This is a genomic window from Paenibacillus sp. J2R1T-4, from assembly GCF_059692235.1.
The window spans coordinates 131804-152396 of record NZ_JCAUBA010000005.1; the positions used below are offsets into that span (position 1 = coordinate 131804).

17 protein-coding genes are annotated in these 20593 nt (G+C 47.3%); 1 reads left to right on the forward strand and 16 read right to left on the reverse strand.

The window, feature by feature from the left end; translation table 11 throughout:
* Positions 1 to 18 precede the first annotated feature (18 nt).
* From AC58QD_RS11110 to AC58QD_RS11135, 6 genes are read right to left on the reverse strand one after another with little or no spacing between them, the layout of a single operon-like run.
* Positions 19 to 2085, reverse strand: a complete 2067-nt coding sequence (locus AC58QD_RS11110) for an alpha-amylase family protein (protein WP_497333068.1) — start codon at positions 2083 to 2085, stop codon at positions 19 to 21.
* A gap of 33 nt (positions 2086 to 2118) precedes the next feature.
* Positions 2119 to 3228, reverse strand: coding sequence for a Gfo/Idh/MocA family protein (locus tag AC58QD_RS11115; RefSeq protein WP_497333070.1), 1110 nt, complete (start codon positions 3226 to 3228; stop codon positions 2119 to 2121).
* 2 nt (positions 3229 to 3230) lie between these two features.
* A complete protein-coding gene (locus AC58QD_RS11120; protein ID WP_497333072.1) occupies positions 3231 to 4496 on the reverse strand; it encodes an extracellular solute-binding protein in 1266 nt (421 codons plus the stop codon).
* Positions 4497 to 4555: 59 nt separating this feature from the next.
* Positions 4556 to 5005 (reverse strand): MaoC family dehydratase, encoded by a 450-nt coding sequence (locus AC58QD_RS11125; protein ID WP_497333074.1) that lies wholly within the window; start codon positions 5003 to 5005, stop codon positions 4556 to 4558.
* Entirely contained in the window at positions 5002 to 6165 is a 1164-nt protein-coding gene (locus tag AC58QD_RS11130) for a CaiB/BaiF CoA transferase family protein (protein WP_497333076.1), read from the reverse strand. The genes AC58QD_RS11125 and AC58QD_RS11130 overlap by 4 nt, the downstream gene beginning before the upstream one ends.
* An 11-nt stretch (positions 6166 to 6176) precedes the next feature.
* A complete protein-coding gene (locus AC58QD_RS11135; protein WP_497333078.1) occupies positions 6177 to 7325 on the reverse strand; it encodes an extracellular solute-binding protein in 1149 nt (382 codons plus the stop codon).
* A 210-nt stretch (positions 7326 to 7535) separates the two neighbouring features.
* Between AC58QD_RS11135 and AC58QD_RS11140 the strand changes: the two genes are divergently transcribed.
* Positions 7536 to 8243: a FadR/GntR family transcriptional regulator gene (locus tag AC58QD_RS11140; RefSeq protein WP_497333080.1), complete on the forward strand. Its 708-nt coding sequence runs from the start codon at positions 7536 to 7538 to the stop codon at positions 8241 to 8243.
* Between the two features lie 36 nt (positions 8244 to 8279).
* Here AC58QD_RS11140 and AC58QD_RS11145 read toward each other — a convergent pair whose 3' ends face one another.
* The 10 genes from AC58QD_RS11145 to AC58QD_RS11190 all read right to left on the reverse strand — a co-directional run bounded on the left by AC58QD_RS11145 (position 8280) and on the right by AC58QD_RS11190 (position 20591).
* The gene (locus AC58QD_RS11145; protein ID WP_497333417.1) at positions 8280 to 9257 is read right to left on the reverse strand and encodes a 2-dehydro-3-deoxygalactonokinase; all 978 of its coding nucleotides are present in this window, start codon (positions 9255 to 9257) and stop codon (positions 8280 to 8282) included.
* 15 nt (positions 9258 to 9272) lie between these two features.
* Positions 9273 to 10193, reverse strand: coding sequence for a dihydrodipicolinate synthase family protein (locus AC58QD_RS11150; protein WP_497333082.1), 921 nt, complete (start codon positions 10191 to 10193; stop codon positions 9273 to 9275).
* Position 10194: 1 nt separating this feature from the next.
* Positions 10195 to 11358, reverse strand: a complete 1164-nt coding sequence (locus AC58QD_RS11155; protein WP_497333084.1) for a mandelate racemase/muconate lactonizing enzyme family protein — start codon at positions 11356 to 11358, stop codon at positions 10195 to 10197.
* The gene (locus AC58QD_RS11160) at positions 11355 to 12350 is read right to left on the reverse strand and encodes an aldose 1-epimerase (protein WP_497333086.1); all 996 of its coding nucleotides are present in this window, start codon (positions 12348 to 12350) and stop codon (positions 11355 to 11357) included. Before AC58QD_RS11160 ends, AC58QD_RS11155 begins: the two co-directional genes overlap by 4 nt.
* Positions 12347 to 13156, reverse strand: coding sequence for an SDR family NAD(P)-dependent oxidoreductase (locus AC58QD_RS11165; protein WP_497333088.1), 810 nt, complete (start codon positions 13154 to 13156; stop codon positions 12347 to 12349). Before AC58QD_RS11165 ends, AC58QD_RS11160 begins: the two co-directional genes overlap by 4 nt.
* A gap of 38 nt (positions 13157 to 13194) precedes the next feature.
* The gene (locus AC58QD_RS11170) at positions 13195 to 14379 is read right to left on the reverse strand and encodes a mandelate racemase/muconate lactonizing enzyme family protein (RefSeq protein ID WP_497333090.1); all 1185 of its coding nucleotides are present in this window, start codon (positions 14377 to 14379) and stop codon (positions 13195 to 13197) included.
* Positions 14380 to 14532: 153 nt separating this feature from the next.
* A complete protein-coding gene (locus AC58QD_RS11175; protein ID WP_497333092.1) occupies positions 14533 to 16143 on the reverse strand; it encodes a response regulator in 1611 nt (536 codons plus the stop codon).
* 17 nt (positions 16144 to 16160) lie between these two features.
* A complete protein-coding gene (locus AC58QD_RS11180) occupies positions 16161 to 17891 on the reverse strand; it encodes a sensor histidine kinase (RefSeq protein WP_497333094.1) in 1731 nt (576 codons plus the stop codon).
* Positions 17892 to 18035: 144 nt separating this feature from the next.
* The gene (locus AC58QD_RS11185; RefSeq protein WP_497333096.1) at positions 18036 to 19631 is read right to left on the reverse strand and encodes an extracellular solute-binding protein; all 1596 of its coding nucleotides are present in this window, start codon (positions 19629 to 19631) and stop codon (positions 18036 to 18038) included.
* Between the two features lie 87 nt (positions 19632 to 19718).
* A complete protein-coding gene (locus tag AC58QD_RS11190; protein WP_497333098.1) occupies positions 19719 to 20591 on the reverse strand; it encodes a carbohydrate ABC transporter permease in 873 nt (290 codons plus the stop codon).
* Positions 20592 to 20593: the final 2 nt, after the last annotated feature.

A 20593-nucleotide genomic window follows, 5' to 3' on the forward strand; every position in this document is an offset into this window, starting at 1 on the left:
CTTTGATTCGTATTGCCTTTATTCTAAACCAGAAAACTCCAAGACGACCATCTGGTGAATATGAAGCTCCGGCACAACCGTTTCCACGCATCCCCCATTCCACGTCCACGACAGCTCTGTCTGTGCCGGTGCAAGCATCACTCGCTTCGGTTTCGTCTGTGGCCGCAAACGTACCGGCAGGTTATACCGGATCGGAAGCTCTTCCATCACCGTATTTCCGCTTGTGATGTCACCCGACGAGAAACCGCTTTGACGTTTGGCTCCGTACTGGATCAAATGAAGAATCCAATTCCCTTGCTGACTCATAAGGGATACGTCGACAGAAGGCGTGCCTGCATCTACTTCGACCAACCTATGTTCCTTATCCAGCAGGGCATCCGCAAGATTGAGCACCAGCTGTCGCACATGCCGGCTTCCAATCGTAAAATAATCCGTAGCTAACGATGCCGCCACAACAGCAATCTTCCCTCGGCCGTACTTACGAATGACAGCCCCGGGATAAGTTGCTTCTTCCCCTGCCGGCGCATGGAAATGTCCGAACTTTCTGGATGAGCTGATGTCCTCATAAGGTCGGAAAGCTTTTGCCGCTACCTTCGCATCCGAACCTTCTGCGAGCTCCCACTGCACAAAGCTGCCTTTCACGAAATAAGGCACTACCGGCACATCGTCTGCAAACTCGGACTCCGGTTGAATAAATCCTCCATTCGATTCCTCGATATTCAAGCAGATCACGCTGGCCATTTCTTCAAGGACTGCTTTCCATTCCTCCACCTGCCACAATCCTTGTCCGGTTACGAGCAAGCTGCCGCCATTCGCGACGAATTGTTTCACTTTCTCCGCCGAAGCCGGGTCGAACGTTTTATTCTCCGGAAACCATAGAAGCCTGTAAGGAGAAATATCATTGAAGGAATCCAACACGTCAAAATGTCGGTTACCCTCAAGCATAACCAAGCCCGCTCCGTAAAAAGCAGCTCCTCCCTGATAATATACTGAAGAATCACTACTCGGTCTCGCAACGGAGGTATTAGGTTGGTTATCCGCCATCAATGCCATATAGGGGACAGATCTGGCACCTAATGTCCATTGTTCACGCTCTATAACATATTCATAGACGTTCTTGACCAATTCATACACCCCGGGCTCAGGCTTGCCGGAGGGATGTAATTGATCCCCGATACAACAGGAGCCTAATGTAGCTAGGATGGTGGAGCATTCAAATTTCAATTGCAATTGGTTATTCAAGCTTCCGAAATATCCCCAGTTCTTAGGAAAGCGAGTGGTCATACCGCCCGAGGCGATTGGGAGCGTCCGAATATGTCGAGCCATCACCGGAAAATGATAGCTGTTCCAGGTTACGGGCGCCTCCAGCTCAATGAAGTCCAGCGATTCGTTTCTCGCTCCCCCAACAAACCAACGGTTGTTGCAGGTGAATTCCATTTGAGGATTGAGCCCCTTGACGATTTCCCTTGTTTGCTTGATGAAATTTTCCAGTGTAATCCGTTGGAACCGGACCAACTGCTCCTCATCATTCAGGTTTAATTTCAGGTTCTCTGCTTTTTCAAGGCAATAGCTGCAATGGCATGTTTGTCGAGCGTACGTGACCATGTCGATGAAGATCCCTTCCACATCGGGAAACCGCGGCACGAATTCCCTTAGCTGCGGCCATAACCATGTTTCCACATAAGGTGAATTATAACAAACCCAGCCCCATTCCTTGCCTTCATTGGTGTCTAACCGTTTCCCCTCTCTCGTCTGCATAGCCCAGTCCGGGTGTTCGACAACGGAACGGTCATTAATGCCCGGACCGAAGTGAACGTAGATTTTGATTCCCTCTCTCTTGGCTATAGGCAGCAATGGAGTCAACATATCCTTCTGCAACCCCGGGTGAACAGGAGCCACATTCGATTCATAATAGGCATTCCCGCATGCGCAGAGACCGAATACGACCGTAACCGCATTGATATGCGCTTCCTTCCATGTGCGAACGAGCAGCTCGGGATCGTAATCCTGACCCACCTGCTTCACCCAATGAGGCGTATGAAAATCGAGATGAATTTTACGGTTCGTTTCCTCTTGTTTGGCCATTTTCAACGCTTCCTTCTTCAGGGATATCATCGATTACTCATTCTCTATTTCCGACAAGTATACAGGGCGGTTCTCCGTCATGGAACGATAAGCAGCAAATACCATCTGCAGTGTCTTCAGATTATCCCCAATACTGTTCTCCGGTTCCCGATCATCTTCGATTGCACACATCAGTTCGCCCATCGTTCCCATGAAAGCGTGGGGAAACCATTTTCCTTCAAGCGTTGGGGTGAACAACCCATTTCTGAATAAAGCTTCACTATACAAGCTGATCGTGTCTTCGCGTCCTACCGGGTAATTATAGAGTGCTCCGTTCGTTCCCTTCACAACACCCTCCGTTCCCTCAAAACGAAAAGTGGCATACCAGTCCTCCTGCGGAGATCGATTGTTATGATTATCATGGACGAGACCGCGGGCTTCTCCAGGAAATTTGATATGGATCATCGTCCTGGTCTCCCCCTTGTAGGGTTGATTCGGAAATTTCGCCCCGTCTGCATAAATATATTCAGGGGTCATACCCATGACGTAACGGATCGAATCCAGATAATGAATGCTGTGATACATCACTTCGAGCTTGTCGATCTGGGTGATCCAAGGCCAGTTCTCCCATTGGGTGAGCACATTCACCTGCACAGAAGCTTGGATGGGAGTCCCCAACCAACCGCGTTCAATGAATGAACGGCTAGCTCGTATTCCAGGGGACCAACGCATCTGTTGGTTGATAGCTGCCTTGATTCCCGCGGCTTTACATAGCTCAACGATCTGTTTGGCATCAGAATAATGCTCCGACAGCGGTTTCTGGCATAACAGATGCTTGCCGTACTTGGCAACCTCCCGGACGACCTGCAGCTGGAACTTGGACGGTACTGCAACATCTATAATTTCTATATCTGGATTATGCAGCAGCTCATGAAGCGATTCATATACAAGGGAGATGTCGTATTGCTTCGCGGCCAGTACAGCTTTCTCCTTCGCCACGTCGCATATACCCAATACATGGAATCCGGCCATGCGGTAGGCAGGCAAATGGGCATGAAGCACAATTTCCCCCGCGCCAACTATTCCAATCCCCCGCTCCTTATTACGGGGCAGCTTCGGTTTGTAATCGAAGTCAAGCTGTGTTAGCAGCGGCTTTTGATCCATGCTTACCCCCCTCTCTTGCTATATCCAGCTTGCTGCAAAATGACAGCCACCTCATCCGCTGCATCATTAAGCGCTTGACGAACCGTTTTGCGAAGCTTGAGCGCATCGTCCACCATCTGCGACAGCACCATATTAATGGCTGGATACTCGGGAATTGGCAGCGGACTATTAACGTTCCGATGAACGTCCTCGATATGCCGATAGTAAGGAAATATGTATCGGACTTCTGGATCCCGCCATGTGGACAACCTCGTTCCGTTACCTCCGGACATGGTGGTCATTTTATCCATCGCCGCGCTGGCTGTTTCTTTTAAGAATTGATAAGCCATGTCTTTATTGGAGCTGCCTGAAGGAATTCCAAGCACCCAATAAATGTTAAGGGACATATGCCGGCCGGCTGGCCCGTCGCCTTTGGGAATAAGCCCTGTTCTGACTTTTCCTATAATCCGGGAAACGCCCGGCATTTCAGCCACAGCGGCAAAGCCGCACCAGTTCCACATCATCGCAACGCTCCCCTGGGCGAAATAATGGCCGCTCTTCACGCTGTCCATTTCGAGCGCTTGCATCGGGACGACCTTGTGTTTGTGTAGAAGGTCGACGTAAAACTGCAGCGCCTCTTCTCCAATTGCACTATGGAAAGCCGGCTTCCAATCCTTCGTCACTAATTCCCCGCCGCGGCTCCAAAGCTGAATCAGGAAATCATACACATTGTTATGGCCGTCCGGGTATGCCGCAACTAGCGCACCATGCAAGCCTTGCTCGGGGCGTGTGAAAAAGCGGGCGACATCAAGAAACTGAGACCACGTAGAAGGCACCTCCAGCTCATAACCGTACTGCTCGGCAAACGCTATGCGCTCGTCCGGATGTTCGAACAAATCGCTGCGGTAAATGAACATTTCTGGGCCATCGTGATACGCGATCCCATAGATCCTCCCGTCGGCGCCGGTCTGGAGTCCCCTCATGCTGGGGGACCAGGCATCCGGCCAACCCTCCGGCGGATCTTGTCTCAAGTACTCATCAAGCGGTGTAAGCAGTCCGTCACGAATCGCTTCCGGAAGCCAATCCGTTACACATAGGAACAGATCATAATTTCCCGTTGCGGCTTCCTGAGCTGTAATCATCCGGTCGTAAAGATGATGGATTTCCTCGAAATCGCAATCAACGCGCCATTCGTCATGCAGTTGCTCAAAATGTGCCGCTTGAGTGGCGAATGAGGCTTTGAAGCCGGAAAATTCCCGTGAAATCAGCTTGAGATATCGTTTGTCCATTTGGAATCCCTCCCCTAACACTTTCGTCAGTCCCGCAACTCATTGCCAAATCGATACTCTTAAATGCTGATTTTTTTCTTGACCATCAACAAATGCTCACATGCCAATACGACTTCGTCCCGTTGGCTCAGCACCTCACACAGCTCGGTGACCATGCCGAACTCGGTCCTTTTGGGATGATCGCGTTTTTCTTTGACTGTCACCCGTACTCGAATCGTATCCCCGATGAAAACGGGCTTCACGAAGCGCAACCGATCATACCCGTAAGAGAACGCTTCTGGATTCACGGCTCCTGCCGTCATTCCGACACCGATACTAAAGATCAATGTTCCATGAGCGATCCGCTGTCCGAAATCCTGTGTTTTGCACCATTCTGCATCCATGTGATGGGGGTAAAAATCGCCGGTTTGTCCAGCATGCAGCACTATATCCGTTTCCGTAATCGTCCGGCCTAGCGTGTTTCTTACTGTACCCGGCTCATAATCCTCATAATAAATCGATTGTATCATGACCGCCCCGCCACCTCTTTCCTCCATTTATCGTTATGTTCACCGATCTTGGGAGACCCTTGGGCCGAGAGGAGAAGCTCCCGGTCGATCCGGATCGGGCAGCGGGTCGTATGCAAGTTCGCACCGTTCTGGCGGGAAACCGTTTGAGTCATTTGTAAAGCATGGAATGCTTCGTGCTTCAGCAGCTCTGACCATGTTAGAACATCGGAACACCAGTAATCTGCGGGCGTAAGAAGGCTTAGCCAATACGTCGTCGACCCGGTTTGCAGGTGATCCCTCACAATGGTTTTGATTTCATCTCGCGCTGTAAACCAGCTCTTCGGATCCGTGTAACGCTCCAATGTCTCACATCGAAGCAATTTGCCAAGTTCGACGACGGAGCCCATCGCAAGGGCCATGAATCCATCCGATGTTGCGTATATGCCGTAAGGAGCGCCAAGGTAAGCGTGGGCATTGTTGACACTGCTTCTCTCCGGTGCTAGGCCGCCATCGTTCAGATGCGTAGTCACCACTTCGAATTGAAAATCCAGAATCGATTCGAGTAAGCTCACCTCGACCAAACCGCCCGCTCCTGTAATGCCGCGGCGAACGAGGCAGGCCAAAATACCCTGCACCAAATGCGCACCCGCAAACATATCAGCCACTGCTAACCCGAAAGGAACGGGAGGTTGACACGCATCACCATTCAGCCAAGCTAGACCGGATAAAGATTGAACGAGCAGATCCTGTCCAGGCTTACCTGCCCATGGTCCTGTTTTACCGTAACCGGTAATTTCTCCATAAACCATACGGGGATTCATTTCTTTGACCGCTTCATAATGCAAGCCTATTTTGTCCATCACACCCGGACGGAAGTTCTGAATCATGACATCCGCACTAGCGATCAGCTTTTGGACGAATGCCAGATCATTAGGATCCTTCAGATTGGCGGAAACGCTCTCTTTATTGCGATTGATGGAATGAAACAGCGTGCTGTCTCCGTCCAGCTCCAGATTAGAAATATATAGCTTGCGGCATAGATCACCGCCGTCAGGCCGTTCGATCTTGATCACATGTGCTCCTAAGTCGGCCAGCCTCAGAGCGGCAGACGGTCCTGATAAAAATTGACTGAAATCCAATACCAAGAGTCCTTCCAATGGCTTAAGCATCGATGTCATCATGCTGCTTCCCCCTAGCATTTGCTTAGCGATTCCCGATATAGATCGTTCATTCGTTCCAATACCGGTGAAGTATTCCCGCCATTCTTCATATACTCGTGAACATAATCCCCGGCATGATCCTGAAAATGAAGATACCCGTTGTACCGGGGTCTCACATAGGCGCGATCAAGCGTCGGAAGCGTTGCCGTGAAATAATCGCGGCATCGCGCGTTCGCTCCCCAATCCAACCAGGCAGCCCTGTGTCCGGGCTGGCCGCCATTCTCTACATACAGCGTCTGCTGAATAGTCGCGCTGGCCGTGTACATCGCATACTCCACTGCGGTTCGGGTATGCTTGCTGCTAGCCGATATCGCAAGCCCCGTCCCCCCAAGAGTCGAGCGAAGCCGGCCAGTGTTGCCAAAGGTCACCAAGTCACCAAACTCCAGGACATGCTTGGAATATCCTGGGCGGGAGTAATTGGAGTATCCGTAAGCAAACGGGCAATAGACGAGCTCTTCGCCGGTAGACAGCGCTTCATATACCGCAATCGGATTCCAATCGAAAATTTCCTTGCTGCAATGGGAGGCCAATTCTCGTAAATGCTCCAAAGCAGCCGCTCCAATATCTGGTGTAACGATGTGCTCTCGTGAGACGAACGGCTCCTCGCCCAAAGCGATACAGAACATGTACCAGTTCATCAGGCTATCGATCGGTATTGCAGGAATCGCTACCCTGCTTCGCTTGGCCAAAGCAATCAGTTCATTCCAGGTTTGCGGCTGCTGCAGATCATATTTCAGAAGCAAATCCGGACGGCAGGACGATACGGGTGTAGCTGCATCGATCGCTAATGCCGTCTGGCAGCCGTCCAAATTGTAGCTGAAATGAGAAGCTCCTACGGAATTCGCGGATTGATCTGCCAGAAACTGTGCCGGCACATGATCGTTGAAGGACACAAGCACTTTATGCTGAGCGGCGTATCCAGCCCAGGGGTGATCGATTACGAGCAAATCATACCTATCAATGAGAGACTGGATGGGGAAATCCGCGAATTCCTGCAAGGAACGTTTCTCCCACGTTATTTGCACCCCCGGATGCGTTTCCATAAATCTCTGTGAAGTAGCAACGAGCGGCAAATAACCGCGCGTATGGTTCCATGTGATCCCTTTTAATTGAATAGTCATATACCGGATCCCTTTCATTCATTAGTTGGTATTCTGGTAGTACCAGATAAGCATAAGTTTACACTGCTAGAATATGCTGAACTGCTTTATCCATTTATGATATACTGGTTATACTCGGTCCTCTGGTAGTACCACACATAAAGCTTATCACCATATGTCTCACAGCTCAATACATATTCGTAAATTTTGTTCACAATGGAGGCTGTCCGCATGGCTCAAATTAAGGCCGTAAAAAAAATTACCGTAACAGAACAAATAATGGAGCAAATCGCTCAGCTGATCCGTAGCGGCGAGCTGAAGCCCGGAGAGCAGCTTCCCAACGAGCGGGATCTAGCTGAGCAATTCGGTGTCACCCGCGGACGGGTGCGCGAAGCCTTAAGAGCTCTTTCCTTGGTCGGACTCATTACAATCAAAGCCGGTGAGGGAAGCTTCGTCAATAAACAGGACATGCCGATTCAGTCGGAAACGATCGTGTGGATGTTTCATAACGAGCTGCACAATCTTGATGAAGTATATGCCGCCCGAAAGCTCATCGAATCCGAGGTATATCTATCTGCTGTTAACAACGCATCCGAACAGGACATTCGCCGCTTGGAGCAAATGATGCATAATCTGCTCGGTCGGCATGCGACAGCCAATCCGGACGAATTTCTGGACGCCTTGGATCAATTCGACCTGTCTGTCGGCGACATATGCGGCAATCGGATTTATGCAAAGCTGATGCAGACCATTGTTTATCTCCGCCGCGAGACAAGCCTAAAGCTGCTCGCTGTTCCTGGATCGATCGACAACAGCTTCAGACACAGATCTATCATACTAGAAGCAATGAAATCAAAAAATCCGGCTCAAATAAAAAAAGCGATCTCCGAGTTTTTTGCCAGCTCCAAGAGCTTTTATAAACATATCGGAGATCGTTAACTAACTGATATAGAAATTGTTGTGTAGAAATTGTTACTACTTTACATGGTTAAGATGCTTCCGATAAATTTCAGCCGCGCCTCTTGCACTAAGTACGTCTGAATCGTGCTCAGAAAGGATATCCACCTTAAGAAGCGGATACTTCTCCTTAAGCAAAGGCGCAAAAACAGAAGGATACAGCTCTTTCCCATACAAAACTACACGCCCAATTCCGCTTTCAAGCATTTGGTCCAGCATATCAAAATCGAGCGATAATAAGGTACCGATAAAGAAACTGGTGACTTCATGTTTATTGCGTTTGTTCATGGTGTCCATCACTCGTGTAGAGAAGAGCGCCCGTCCAAACCCATGGGAAAAAGCAGCTTCCATCCCTTTCCTGACCCCATTACTATCAATCTCTAATTCGCCCAAAGGGATAAGACTACTTTTCAATATCGTATTCTCTGATATTGCCATCATGAGCTCGCCCGTCATCGAAGTACGGCATTCCACAATTGTTCCATGTTCAAGCCGAATACCCTTGTGATGAGAACCATAATGCATGAAAAGGATAGACTCGTTGGAATTTGGCCCCAGGCTACCTAAATAACCGAATATTTCGGCTTCCTCCCCGCGCATCATATCTCTGTTCACTATCTCTTCATGCTCTGAAAAACCCGTTTTCACACCAGGAATAAAAAAGATCGGTTTATCAGTTATGTCTGGAAATTGTTCTTTGACAACCTGTGCCGCTATTTGTTCGATTTGCACTGGACCTGACAGATGCGGGATCTCTAGTAGCCCCAAATTAGACGTAATCATTCCTGAGGCAACAATAGCCTCAATCTCTGCCAGGGATAGCTTGTTGGATTCCAATACCTCGTCAATACAAGCCCTTAGCGCCTGCTTAAGAATAACATTGTTGCCTGTGCGGGCTACATCTCGAGCCCCTATCTGTTTCTGTATGGAGTAGAGCACTTTTTCCCCGTCAGTAATTCTTACCCGACTTGTTGTTGTCCCTGAATCAATCACCATAATGTACACAGGTAATCAGCTCCTCGCATGCCAGTTCAAGGCTAACAGCTCGAGATCCTTGAGAGTGTCCATTACCTCTTCCCTCGTTCGCTCATCGATGGGGGCATTCGGATTACGAACGTAAGAGGAGCTGATCACTCCACCAATGCGTAAAACTTCCTTGTGTATGGACATTGCAAAACCAGGTAATGTACCAATTCGCATGAAAGGCAAATATGCGTAGAACGTCCTGCGCGCTGTATCATAATCTCCAGCAAGGAAGGCCTGATATATGGAGACACAAACCTCCGGAAATTCGCATGCCGGCATTGTCCCGACAGCGCCGCGTTTCAGTTCTTCGTAAAAATACATGCCGTTCATACCTCCGAATACCGTTAAACGCCCATCGGACTGCTCCAGCACCTCTGTTATCTTAATCGTAGTCGGCGGAGCCTCGACTTTGACATACTTGATATTCTCGAATTCTTTGGACAGCTTAGCCATTAAGGCAGCAGGAATATTCACACCGCTTGCCAGAGGGGCGTCTTGAATCATAATCGGAATTTCCACTGCTTTAGCGATAGCTGCAAAATAATCATATAACCGTTTGCCGTCCGGTTTCGCCATATAAGGAGGAAGGACCATTAAGGCGTCAGCACCCGCTTTTTCGGATCGTTTGCTTAACTCGACAGCCACCTCGAGTCCCGTATGTCCGCTACCGAATACAAGCGGAACTCGACCTTGAACCTCATCGATCACGATTTCAGCCACCCGAGCTTTCTCATCCTCTAACAACGTATACATTTCACTTGCCATTCCGAATAAAGCAATTCCATCCACCTTAGCATGCAATTGAAAACGAACCAGCTCGCGCAAGCTTTGCTCATCTATTGCCCCTGTTTCAGTAAATGGTGTTGCCAATATCGGATAAATGCCTTCCAGCTTCACATGTTTCATCTTATAGTCTCCCGTCTGTATGTTCTAATAGTTTTACTTCGTCTATATCAATTCCTAAACCTGGACCTTCAGGAAGCAGGTATCTTCCTTGTTCACAAATAATCGGATGCTTTAACAACTTGTTAGCCTCTTCTAATATAGTAGGTTGATATTCTACAATGTATAAATTCGCAATGGCTGCACTAATCTGTAATGTGGCTGCAATACAAATCCCCTGGCCGACGCTGAGGTGCGGAGCAATCGGAATGTTGAAGGCTTCTGCCATGTTGGCGATCTTCTTCATCTCGGTAATACCCACACGACCCACATCAGGTTGGAAAATGTCCGCAGCTCTAGTTACAAGTCTATCTTTAAACTGGTAGCGCGTTCTCTTTGCTTCTCCTATAGCGACAGCCATATCCAACGCTCGAGTGATCTCCGCTGTGCCTTCAATATCTTCCGGAGCTGTCGGTGCTTCTAAAAATTCAATGTTCAGAGACTCCAGTCTGCGACCCAAACGGATGGCGTCCGGGACGCTATATTGCCAGTGCGCATCTACCATCAATCGGAAGTCCTTACCAAGCGCTTCCCTTAATCTGCTCATAACCGCTACATCCGCTTCAATCCCTTGCCCTAGATGCAGCTTAATAGCTTGAAATCCTTTCGCTTTCCATTGCAACGCTAACTCTACTTGCTCCTCTACGCTTTCCCTTGGCAATCCTGACACGTAGGCAGTAAGCTCCTTGCGGTAAGCGCCGCCCAACAGCTTATATACAGGCAACTGGACGCTTTTCCCCAATATGTCCCATAGGGCGATATCAATTGCTGTAATGGCATCGACCATGAATCCGGAGAAATATCCACGCTCTCGCATAGAGTTGTATAGCTTGCTCCAGATAACATCAATGTCCAGCGGGTCTTCCCCGATCAAGAAGGGCATAAACAGCCGTTTGATCAGTTCTCCCGTTACTTCTGGACCAACTGGAGCAAGCGCCTCTCCCCAACCGTATATCCCTGTGTCCGTAGTAATTTTAACCAACAGCGTCTCCAAATTTCGGGAGTAGATCGATCGATAATGAGGGCGCAAATAGTAGTCGTTTGTATCCTGTATGGTGGTTGTGCCCCCCAAATATAAGGGAGCTTTTCGAATTTTAATCGGATAAATGTGTATCGACTCAATCTTCAAATAGGATCACCCCCATGAACATCAATTTCCCATTTAAAACAGATGTGCTCCCCCGGCTCGATGCCTCGGGCTCCGGTTAGGCTGCTATCCCAATGTAAGTTGAATGCATCTGGGACGCATGTGTGCGGTTCAAAGGAAACAGCATTACCCCAAGCTGGGACGAAGAGTGCAAGGACAGGAAATTGCGAGTCCATATGTAACCGGATCATCTCTCCTGTAACCTCCTCTTGGATCTCACAAACATAAGCTCCACTCTCATCGGAGGAGGCCGCCCCTGCGCATTGCAAAAAATGAAGAGCGCACGGTAAACGAGATAAGGGAATCCCTTCAGGCAGAACATCAGCTAAATCCGATCTCATCGGCAGTCCGTCTATTCCGCCCTCACGATTCATCGGCCATTCCGTATGTGAAGGGATCCGAATCTTGACGTTCTCCTTCTCACCGGTAAAGCACAAGTAAGGGTGGAAGCCTAATGCGAACGGAGCGCTATCCGAGCCTTCGTTGAGAACCGAACCGTCCAGACGCAATTTCCCTTCAACAAGGCTGTAAATCAAGTTGTATTCCAGATGATGCGGGAAGTAGTGAAAACGCATTGGGTCATCCACTAGGCGATACTGAGTATGGATGAATGCCCCATGCTCCGAATCCGCCCCCACATCGATTACCTTCCATGGTAATGTTCCGATCTCACCGTGCATATGATGCTCTCCATGTGTAACAGGGAATTGATATTGACGTCCGTTATACTGGAATTTACCTCTGCTAGTCCGGCCAGGAGGGCATAATAATGGGATACCGTAACGAAAAGGAGTGTCCTTTAATGATTGTACAGACGGCGGCCGTAATATCACCTCACGCCCATGCAAACATAAGCCAACTACGTTCGTTCCGAGCCCTGGTAAGATGTCCGCTGATGAGTTCGTATCGAAATCAACTAAACGGTACATACATTCCTGTTCATATTGTTTCTCAGCAAAACGATAACGTGTCACCTTCCTTCCTCCTCGCGCACCAATTGGTATGTACCCGTTTTCCACTTCTTACGCAGCTCAGGTCTAACCAATGCACTTACGGCTTGAAGTGACATCCCTCCGTCAACGACCAGATCGATTCCATTCACAAATGCCCCCATGTCGGAGGAAAGAAACAAAGCAGCATTTGCTACGTCCTTCAATTGGCCAACACGTCCGAGCGGATAACAATCCAGTGTAATCTCGTTCCTAGGACCCTCTTTTGCTGATTGTTTTTGTGTCAAACCTGGCGAGATACAGTTCACTCGAACCCGTTTGGCTGCATATTCCATAGCCATTTGCATGGTGAGAGAGACGATTCCTCCTTTTGAAGCGGCATATGCAGGTAAACCGGGATTCATGCAAAATGAATTGACGGAAGACATATTGACGATGGAAGGAGCATCGGATTGAAATAACAAAGGCAGAGCATATTTACTGCATAAGAAGACAGACGTCAGATTGACGCCCATCGTATAGCTCCATTCCTCCAAATTCAACCCATCCACAGAACCAGACCTGGTCACCCCTGCGTTATTTACTAAAATATCCAATTGGGGTATACCCTCGAACACGCCTTTGACCGATTGTTCATCTGTGACATCAAGAGCAGTGAATACCGCATTTCCGCCTTTCTCCTGGATTCGTTTCGTTGCCGCTGCGCCTTCGTCGGTATTTACATCCGCTATAATAACGGAGCAACCTTCCTCAGCAAACCGTTCTGCGATTGCTTCACCGATTCCGCGTGCAGATCCTGTAACTAAAGCCGTCTTCCCTGCCAATAACATAATCGAACACCCCTGCGCATAATGGATTAGACCGCTTGCTAGGCTTGGATTTCGGCGTATTCCGTAACGTACTTGCGCAAGGCTTTCTCGTCAATCCTCACGCCTAACCCGGGATCATCAGGAACATGAATATATCCTTTTTCCACGCGGAAGGACGCTTCGGAATATAGAGAAGCCGTCCGTAAGGCATTGGGCTGATATTCATATATCAAAAAATTGGAGATAGCAGCAGATACATGAACAGAAGCAGCATTCCCGACGGCTTGGTGAACGCTTAAATGTGGAGCAAAAGCCAAATGGTGCGTTTCGGTTAAATGAGCGATGCGCATCATTTCCGTAATTCCGTTCCGCCCTAAATCCGGTTGAGCTACCTCCAATGCGCCCGCTGTAATCCAGTCTCTGAACGAGTAGATCGTGCGTAAGGGCTCACCGATCGCGACCGCTGTATCGATTGCCTCAGCAAGCTTTCGATGACCTTGAATATCTTCGAACGTTAGCGGTGCCTCGAAGAATAACAAATCCAATTCTCCCAACGCTCGTCCTAAGGAAAAGGCTTCTGAAATCGTGTATTTACCATGCCCATCCAGCATCAAGTCCAGCTGATTCGAGTCATATCGTTTACGTATCGCGGTCAACAGCTCCAAATCAGCCGGTTTTCCTTTGCCGAACGTATGGATCTTGATTGCGCTAAAGCCGTCTTCTTCCACGATCCTTGTAACGCTCTCTAAGCGTTCCTCCGTACTTCGTCCTGGTACACTCGAGCAGTAACAACGAAGCTTGTCGCGATATTGACCTCCAAGAAGCGTGTGAACAGGAAGACCAAGCGCTTTACCCTTGATATCCCAGAACGCTACATCTAATCCAGACATGGCATCTACTAAATATCCGCCTGTATACCCGCGTTCTCTCAAGGTATCAAGCATTTTGTCCCACAGATATTGGTTCTTAAGCGGATTTTCACCGATAACCAGCGGAGCTAGATGACCCTTGATGATTGCTGCTGCTACTTCTGGATTTGTTGGTGCCAGTAATTCCCCCCAACCTTCGATCCCCTCGTCGGTAGTTACTTTGACAAAAATGGTCTCTGCATTGTTAGAGTAAATACAGGAGCGTCGCCCTTCATTGATGAAATAATCTTGATTAATGTAACGCCGTCCTTGGGTGGCAGGTACCTGCTGAGGCGGAATTTTTACTACGAACACTTCAACCTTATGGATTTTCATGGAGGAACCTCCTATTTTCGGTCCAATGCGTTCATTTTCGAAGGAAAGAAGACGTATTGGATTTGTTCCTCTCATTATACGCTCGCCTAATCGGCAGTTTTTTTAATATCTATTGATAAACTTCAAATATCTTTTGATTTGCGAGGTTGTGAATCAGGACTGCACCAAATGTTTACGGTATTTTTGTGGGGATACGCCCGTCACCTTTTTAAATACGGTACAAAAATAACCTTCATTAACGATTCCAATGACATCACAAAGCTCCTGATTTGTATAATCCCGATGCTGAAGAAGCTCGAGCGATTTTTCGATTTTGCGCCGAGTTATATATTCCACCAAACTTTCGTTCATTTCCTTTTTGAATAGGCTGCTGAAGTAAGCAGGGGTCAAATTCACATATTCAGCTAACTCTTGTAAGAATAGCCGTTTCGTTAAATTTTGTTCAATATATTGTTTAGCCTTCACAATCTCTGGCCGCAGGTACGGATTTTTCTCTAGCAAGCATTCCTCTAGATGCTCCTTGACGAAGGATAGCTGTTCACGGAACGTCATAAATCCGAGATTTCGGTCACCGATTCCAGGCAGAGACGGTTTCATTGTCCGGAGCTTCCCTTTCGCGTTGACTAGAAAATCTTGAATGATTCCCGTCATTACCTTTCGTCTTATTTTATGTTCAAATCCTTGAGCCTGAATCGCCGAAAAGGATTCGTGCAATTCGTTAGCATGCATATCCAGATTCAGTTTCTGCAGCAGCCCTTGAAGCAGCGGTTTGAACAGTTCTGCACTTTCATCTTGATATAGCAAACGATGAGGAGGGGTGACTACCAATCCAGCTCCCCAATAATATGCATCGTCACAAGCAACTCTAGCCTGATCATAGGCGAAGACCATAGAGTCCCACATCTTCTCCATTCCGCTGAATCCGACAGAAACAGATAGCTTAAGATAGTACTTGATGTACGTATTCATTTGATATCCCAGCTCCCTGCACCGTCTCTCAAACTCTGAGGAGCTTCGGACTTCCGGCCATGAGACGAATCCTATGAACCGATTTTCTTCCAATTCACTTGTAAAACCAACTCCATAACCGGATACCGTTTCTTCCAATATATTACTTATTCCGTATTTCAATATACTTTGATCAGATGATGCATATTGGCTCTGAAACAAATTATAATCATTGATCTCGACCACAAAACAGCAATACAATTCTGGATGGAAATTCAAATGATGACGAGATGCAAAATCGACAACACGCTGTGTTCCTATCACACCATTCAGAAGGTCCGCAAAAAACTGTTTACGAATCCGATGACGATTTTCGAGTATCGACATGTTTAGCTGCTGAACCTTCTGCTCTTTCTGTTCTGTTTCATCCAATTGAGAGGCCGCTTTATGAAGTGCTTCAAGCAGTTTTTCATCATCAAGAGGAACTTTAACGATATAATCCGTTACATTGATCTGAATCGCACGTTTAGCATAATGAAAAACTGAAAACGCAGAAAGGATAATAAACTTCGTACGAGGCAGCCGCTCTTTCAATATTTCCAGCATATCGATTCCGTCCATCCCGGGCATGACAATATCTGTAATGATGATGTCCGGCTTCAGCTTAATCGCTTCTGCGATTCCTTCGTCTCCGGAATAAGCTTTACCCACTAATCTGAACTCGTCTGAACATAATCCCTTATCCGAAAAAAAATGCTCCAGCCGCTGAAGGGTCAAATCCTCGTCATCAACAATTAAACATGAATACGTCTTCATATGATTCCCTCCTTGCCCTATCGAGGAAATATCGCTTTCACGATAGTGCCCTTCTTAGGCTCGCTCTGGATGATCAAACCGTAAGCTTCGCCATAATTCAGGCGAATGCGCTCATGAATATTATAGAGTCCAATCCGTTTGCGCCTTGAATTTCCTTCTTCGCCATCCGGCATTAGCAGCCGTAAGCGTTGCTCCTCTGTCATGCCAATCCCGTTATCCTTGACCTCAACTACAACCCGCTCCTCTTCGCGATAAGCAACAATAGCGATGCTTCCCATAACTCTACCGCCTGCATACCCGTGGAAAATACAGTTTTCTACAATGGGCTGAAGAAGCATACGAAACAATGGATATTCCAACAGTTCATGATTGATCTGCTCTATAACTGGAAACTCATGGTTATATCGAATGTTTTGGATTTGCACATAATCTCTGACGTTATTCAATTCGTCACGTAAAGTCGTTTGCTTCCGCTCATCCGCTATTCCATACTCCAGAATGGAAATCAGGGAGTGAATAACCGGATCCACTTTATCCAACTGGCCTAACCGAACAACATTACTGATCGATCCTAACGTATTGTACAGAAAATGCGGATTAATTTGGGCCTGCAGCATTTGGATTTCCAACTTTTTTTGCAGCTCTTTCCCTTCATCCAGATGTTGGATCAGGTCAATAATTCGTTTGATCATCATATCGAAGGTCAAAGATAAATCTCCGAATTCGTCATTTCGCTCTAAGGATACTTGGACATCAAGACGTCCGAGCTTCACCATGTTCATCTTTCTCGTCAATAAACGGAGCGGCTTTCGGATATATCGCGTCACGAGGGCGGCTGCGATGATACTGAAAATCAATCCTACAGCAATAAGGCCGAAATAATATTTTTGTATTTTATTCAATGATGACATAATCCGCGCTTCATCGCTGATGGAAACGATAAGCCAATTAAATTTCTGTGCGGATTGCAAGGTGACCGTAACGGGCCGTTCAGAGGCGTCTTCGATAGGAATGACACTCTTACCTGAACTTAAAAGCTTGGTGGCCGGTATGGATCCAACGGAGAATGTCCGCTCCTCGTAGTCGACCTTCAGCAATCCGCGGCTTTCTCGAAAACCAGTGACAATCAAACCTTTATCGTTAATTAGTGCCAGATTCAAAGATTCGTTCTGGGTGATGCGCAGCAAATTTTCACCGATTCGGGAAAGGTCCATATCCATCGCTACTACAAGCGGAGGGTTCGATCCAGCTACGTAACGGGCCATTGTTACCGTCCATCCGGAAAACGTGGAAAGATACGGTTCGCTGACGATCGATTGCTTTCCATTGGCAATAGTCTTTTCAAAAATATGTTTGCGCTCCTGGATGGGATCATCGATAACGCGAGTGATTGGATTGGCACCGATAATAGAAAGATCGTCTCGAATAATATAAATATTAGAAACGTGGCTATAATTTAATTCGAATAAATTACGAAGCTGATTCCGAATCCGTTCATGCTGCCCCGGATCGGCTGAGACCAAAGATTCTACAGAAAAAAGGATCGTCTGCAGCGACGAGAAATTGAGTGTTAAATATTGATCCACTTTTGATAAAATTTGATTAATATAGTAGGAATCGTTGCCTCGGATTTCACTTTCGATGAAACGGTATGATAATCCGCTAATCAAAGTGACAGCACTAAGCACAAAGGCAAAGCAAATGGGAAACAATCTCCAGGTGAGACCACCAAACCATCGTTTCAACATTGTTCCCTCCCAGCCGCACTTAGTTAGTATTTGTAATCCAATCATAACATGCTCGGGTCCATGCAGGATGCAAAAAAACCGGCAACCGACGCCGGTTCGTGCAAATAAGGGGAAAACGGAGCATTCCGCTCTCCCTTTTGGCTCCTACTTTAAGATACCTTGTTCTTTTAATTGCTTCGTCACACTTTCTTCATATCCTTTTTGGTTAAACTTGGAACTCAGCGTGCTCACATATTGGTCCCAATTGCTGATCGGTTCTTTGCCGGTAATGAACTTCAACAGCATTTCGTTCACATATTTCTCACGATCTTTGTAGAGCGAATCGGTCGTGTCGGGTACCACGTATCCATTGGCAATATTCGGCTTAACTTGCTTCAGATTCACTTGATGATGATCTTTCGTCTTAGGATTCAGGAAGTTGTAGTAAAGCGCGTCATCCGCACGGCGCGGCATTTTGTAGTGGCCCGTCCATACATATTTATCCGCGACTTCTTTGGCAGGCGATAACCGTACAACTTGACCATCCTTTATGTCCCAGTTAATTCCTTTGACACCATAAGAGAACAGCGGATAAGATTCTTTATCCGTATACCAGAACTGCAGCAAATCGAAGATGCGCTTCATTTTTTCCGGATCGGCTGCGGCTTTCTTGGAAACTGCCCACATGTTGTTCTGTAAATTCTCCAGGTGTAAAATTTGCTCTCCTGATGGTCCTTTAGGCGCAGTAAGCGCAACCCAATCTGGAGTCTCACCGCTTACTTCTTTCATTCTAGCTTGAGAGCTCGGCTCCATCGAACGCCAGTCCCGAACAATAACACCGGACTTTCCTTTTAAAAATTTATCACTGAGCATGGTCCCATCGGAAATCGATACCCAATCCGGGTCAATCACCTTCTCCTGTACCATTCGGTTCAGGAACGCCATCGCTTCCTTCATTCTAGGATCTGTATTATGCACGATCAGCTTATTGTCTTTGACGTCAATCGTATTCGGATTAACTCCAAACAGCCACATGACACTATCAATCCCTAATACTGCATTCTGGTTCGTGAACGAACCGTCCTTCAATACGCCTGTCACAAATCCATAGGTGTCGTCTTTGCCGTTTTTGTCAGGGTCTTTGAATGTGAAGGCCTTCATCACTTCCAGCAATTCGTTTGTGGTCGTTGGTACTTTCAGTCCCAAACTATTCAGCCAATCATTCCGAATCCACCATCCGTTAATTCCTTGAACGAGTTCATATCCAGGAGTTCCGATCTGTTTCCCTTTATATTTCAGTGCGTTCCATTGGTTCGGTGTGAAGTGTTTATATAGCTCAGGATATTTCTTTACGTATTCATCCAAATCTGCCATAATTCCTTGATCGTAGTACTGAACGGCTGAAGTTTTGTCTTTGAAGAACATCAAATCCGGAATGTCCCCAGACGCGAGCAACGTGTTCAGCATATTCGTTTCCTGTCCAGGCTGCGGAACGGTCATCTGCAGATCAACATTCGCCGCTTTTTCCAACGCCTGCCGCATCATATCCTCTTCCTTTGGCGGAACAGGAGCCGTTTGATTGTAAGAACCCGCATGGAACATAGTCAATTTCACTGTCTTTGAAGACGTAGCTGTCGGATTTTGAGTTGTCGTTCCGGGTGCAGCCTCATTTCCATTACTTTCTTTGCCGCAGGCCGCAAGCACCATACTCATAGAGAGAACGAGCGCCAAACCCGTGCTGATCCACCTTTTTGATTTCATTCTGACATCTCCTAACTAAATTATGATATATATCAGGGAATCTCCCCAAATATCGGGTGTTAGTGAATCTTGTACCGCAAGTCGTCATCAACCCTTAATGGAACCTAACAGGACACCTTTTGTGAAATGCTTTTGAATAAACGGATATACGAGTAGAATAGGCAGTGTCGCCAGAACCACCGCGGCCATCTGCAGTCCTAAAGTCCCGACTGGCTGGTCTTCATTTAACAGTTCTGCACTCTGTGCTTTTACGTTCAGCAAAATGTTGCGGAGCACAACCTGCAGCGGAAGATTCTCAACCTTTTTAATGTACAACACGGCATCAAAATAAGAATTCCAATGCCATACGGAGTAAAACAAGCCGACAGTGGCCATAACCGGAAGGGAGAGCGGTAAAACGATCTTCCACAAAATACTGAACTCCCCGGCGCCGTCGACGCGGGCCGACTCCTCCAACTCAACAGGAAGCTGTTCGAAAAATCCTTTCATAATGACCAAGTAGAAGGCACTCATGACTCCCGGAATAATCAGGGCCCAGACCGAATTCAGCATGCCTAAATATCGCACAAGCAGATAGGTCGGAATCAGTCCCCCTGAGAAGAGCATGGTGAAGATAATGTATAACAAAAATGCGCTTCTTCCAGGCAAGTATTTGCGCGATAGCGGATAAGCGGTAATGGCAGTGAAAAACAATCCTAATGCGGTCCCTACCAGTGTTCGGAACAAGGTTATCTTATAAGCTTCACCGAGTCCGTGGATGGGGCTCAACATTTCTCGATATGCGTGTATTGTGAGTTTTTCTGGAATGATCACAATCCCGCGTCTAACAATTTCGGCTTCTGGTGTAACTGAGATAATGACGACATACAAGAGCGGGAACAAACAAAGCGCCGTGACGAAAATGAGAATCGAGTATATAATAACGGCTCCCGTCTTTTCGCCGGCTGTCATCTTCTGCATAA

Excerpts from the sequence above, each read along its gene's own strand:
- AC58QD_RS11110 (WP_497333068.1), bottom strand. The coding sequence starts at position 2,085 with ATGGCCAAACAAGAGGAAACGAACCGTAAAATTCATCTCGATTTTCAT.
- AC58QD_RS11135 (WP_497333078.1), bottom strand. The coding sequence starts at position 7,325 with ATGACTATTCAATTAAAAGGGATCACATGGAACCATACGCGCGGTTAT.
- AC58QD_RS11120 (WP_497333072.1), bottom strand. The coding sequence starts at position 4,496 with ATGGACAAACGATATCTCAAGCTGATTTCACGGGAATTTTCCGGCTTC.
- AC58QD_RS11190 (WP_497333098.1), bottom strand. The coding sequence starts at position 20,591 with ATGCAGAAGATGACAGCCGGCGAAAAGACGGGAGCCGTTATTATATAC.
- AC58QD_RS11125 (WP_497333074.1), bottom strand. The coding sequence starts at position 5,005 with ATGATACAATCGATTTATTATGAGGATTATGAGCCGGGTACAGTAAGA.
- AC58QD_RS11150 (WP_497333082.1), bottom strand. The coding sequence starts at position 10,193 with ATGAAACATGTGAAGCTGGAAGGCATTTATCCGATATTGGCAACACCA.
- AC58QD_RS11180 (WP_497333094.1), bottom strand. The coding sequence starts at position 17,891 with ATGTTGAAACGATGGTTTGGTGGTCTCACCTGGAGATTGTTTCCCATT.
- AC58QD_RS11130 (WP_497333076.1), bottom strand. The coding sequence starts at position 6,165 with ATGATGACATCGATGCTTAAGCCATTGGAAGGACTCTTGGTATTGGAT.
- AC58QD_RS11115 (WP_497333070.1), bottom strand. The coding sequence starts at position 3,228 with ATGGATCAAAAGCCGCTGCTAACACAGCTTGACTTCGATTACAAACCG.
- AC58QD_RS11185 (WP_497333096.1), bottom strand. The coding sequence starts at position 19,631 with ATGAAATCAAAAAGGTGGATCAGCACGGGTTTGGCGCTCGTTCTCTCT.
- AC58QD_RS11170 (WP_497333090.1), bottom strand. The coding sequence starts at position 14,379 with ATGAAAATCCATAAGGTTGAAGTGTTCGTAGTAAAAATTCCGCCTCAG.
- AC58QD_RS11145 (WP_497333417.1), bottom strand. The coding sequence starts at position 9,257 with ATGGTGATTGATTCAGGGACAACAACAAGTCGGGTAAGAATTACTGAC.
- AC58QD_RS11175 (WP_497333092.1), bottom strand. The coding sequence starts at position 16,143 with ATGAAGACGTATTCATGTTTAATTGTTGATGACGAGGATTTGACCCTT.
- AC58QD_RS11140 (WP_497333080.1), top strand. The coding sequence starts at position 7,536 with ATGGCTCAAATTAAGGCCGTAAAAAAAATTACCGTAACAGAACAAATA.
- AC58QD_RS11165 (WP_497333088.1), bottom strand. The coding sequence starts at position 13,156 with ATGTTATTGGCAGGGAAGACGGCTTTAGTTACAGGATCTGCACGCGGA.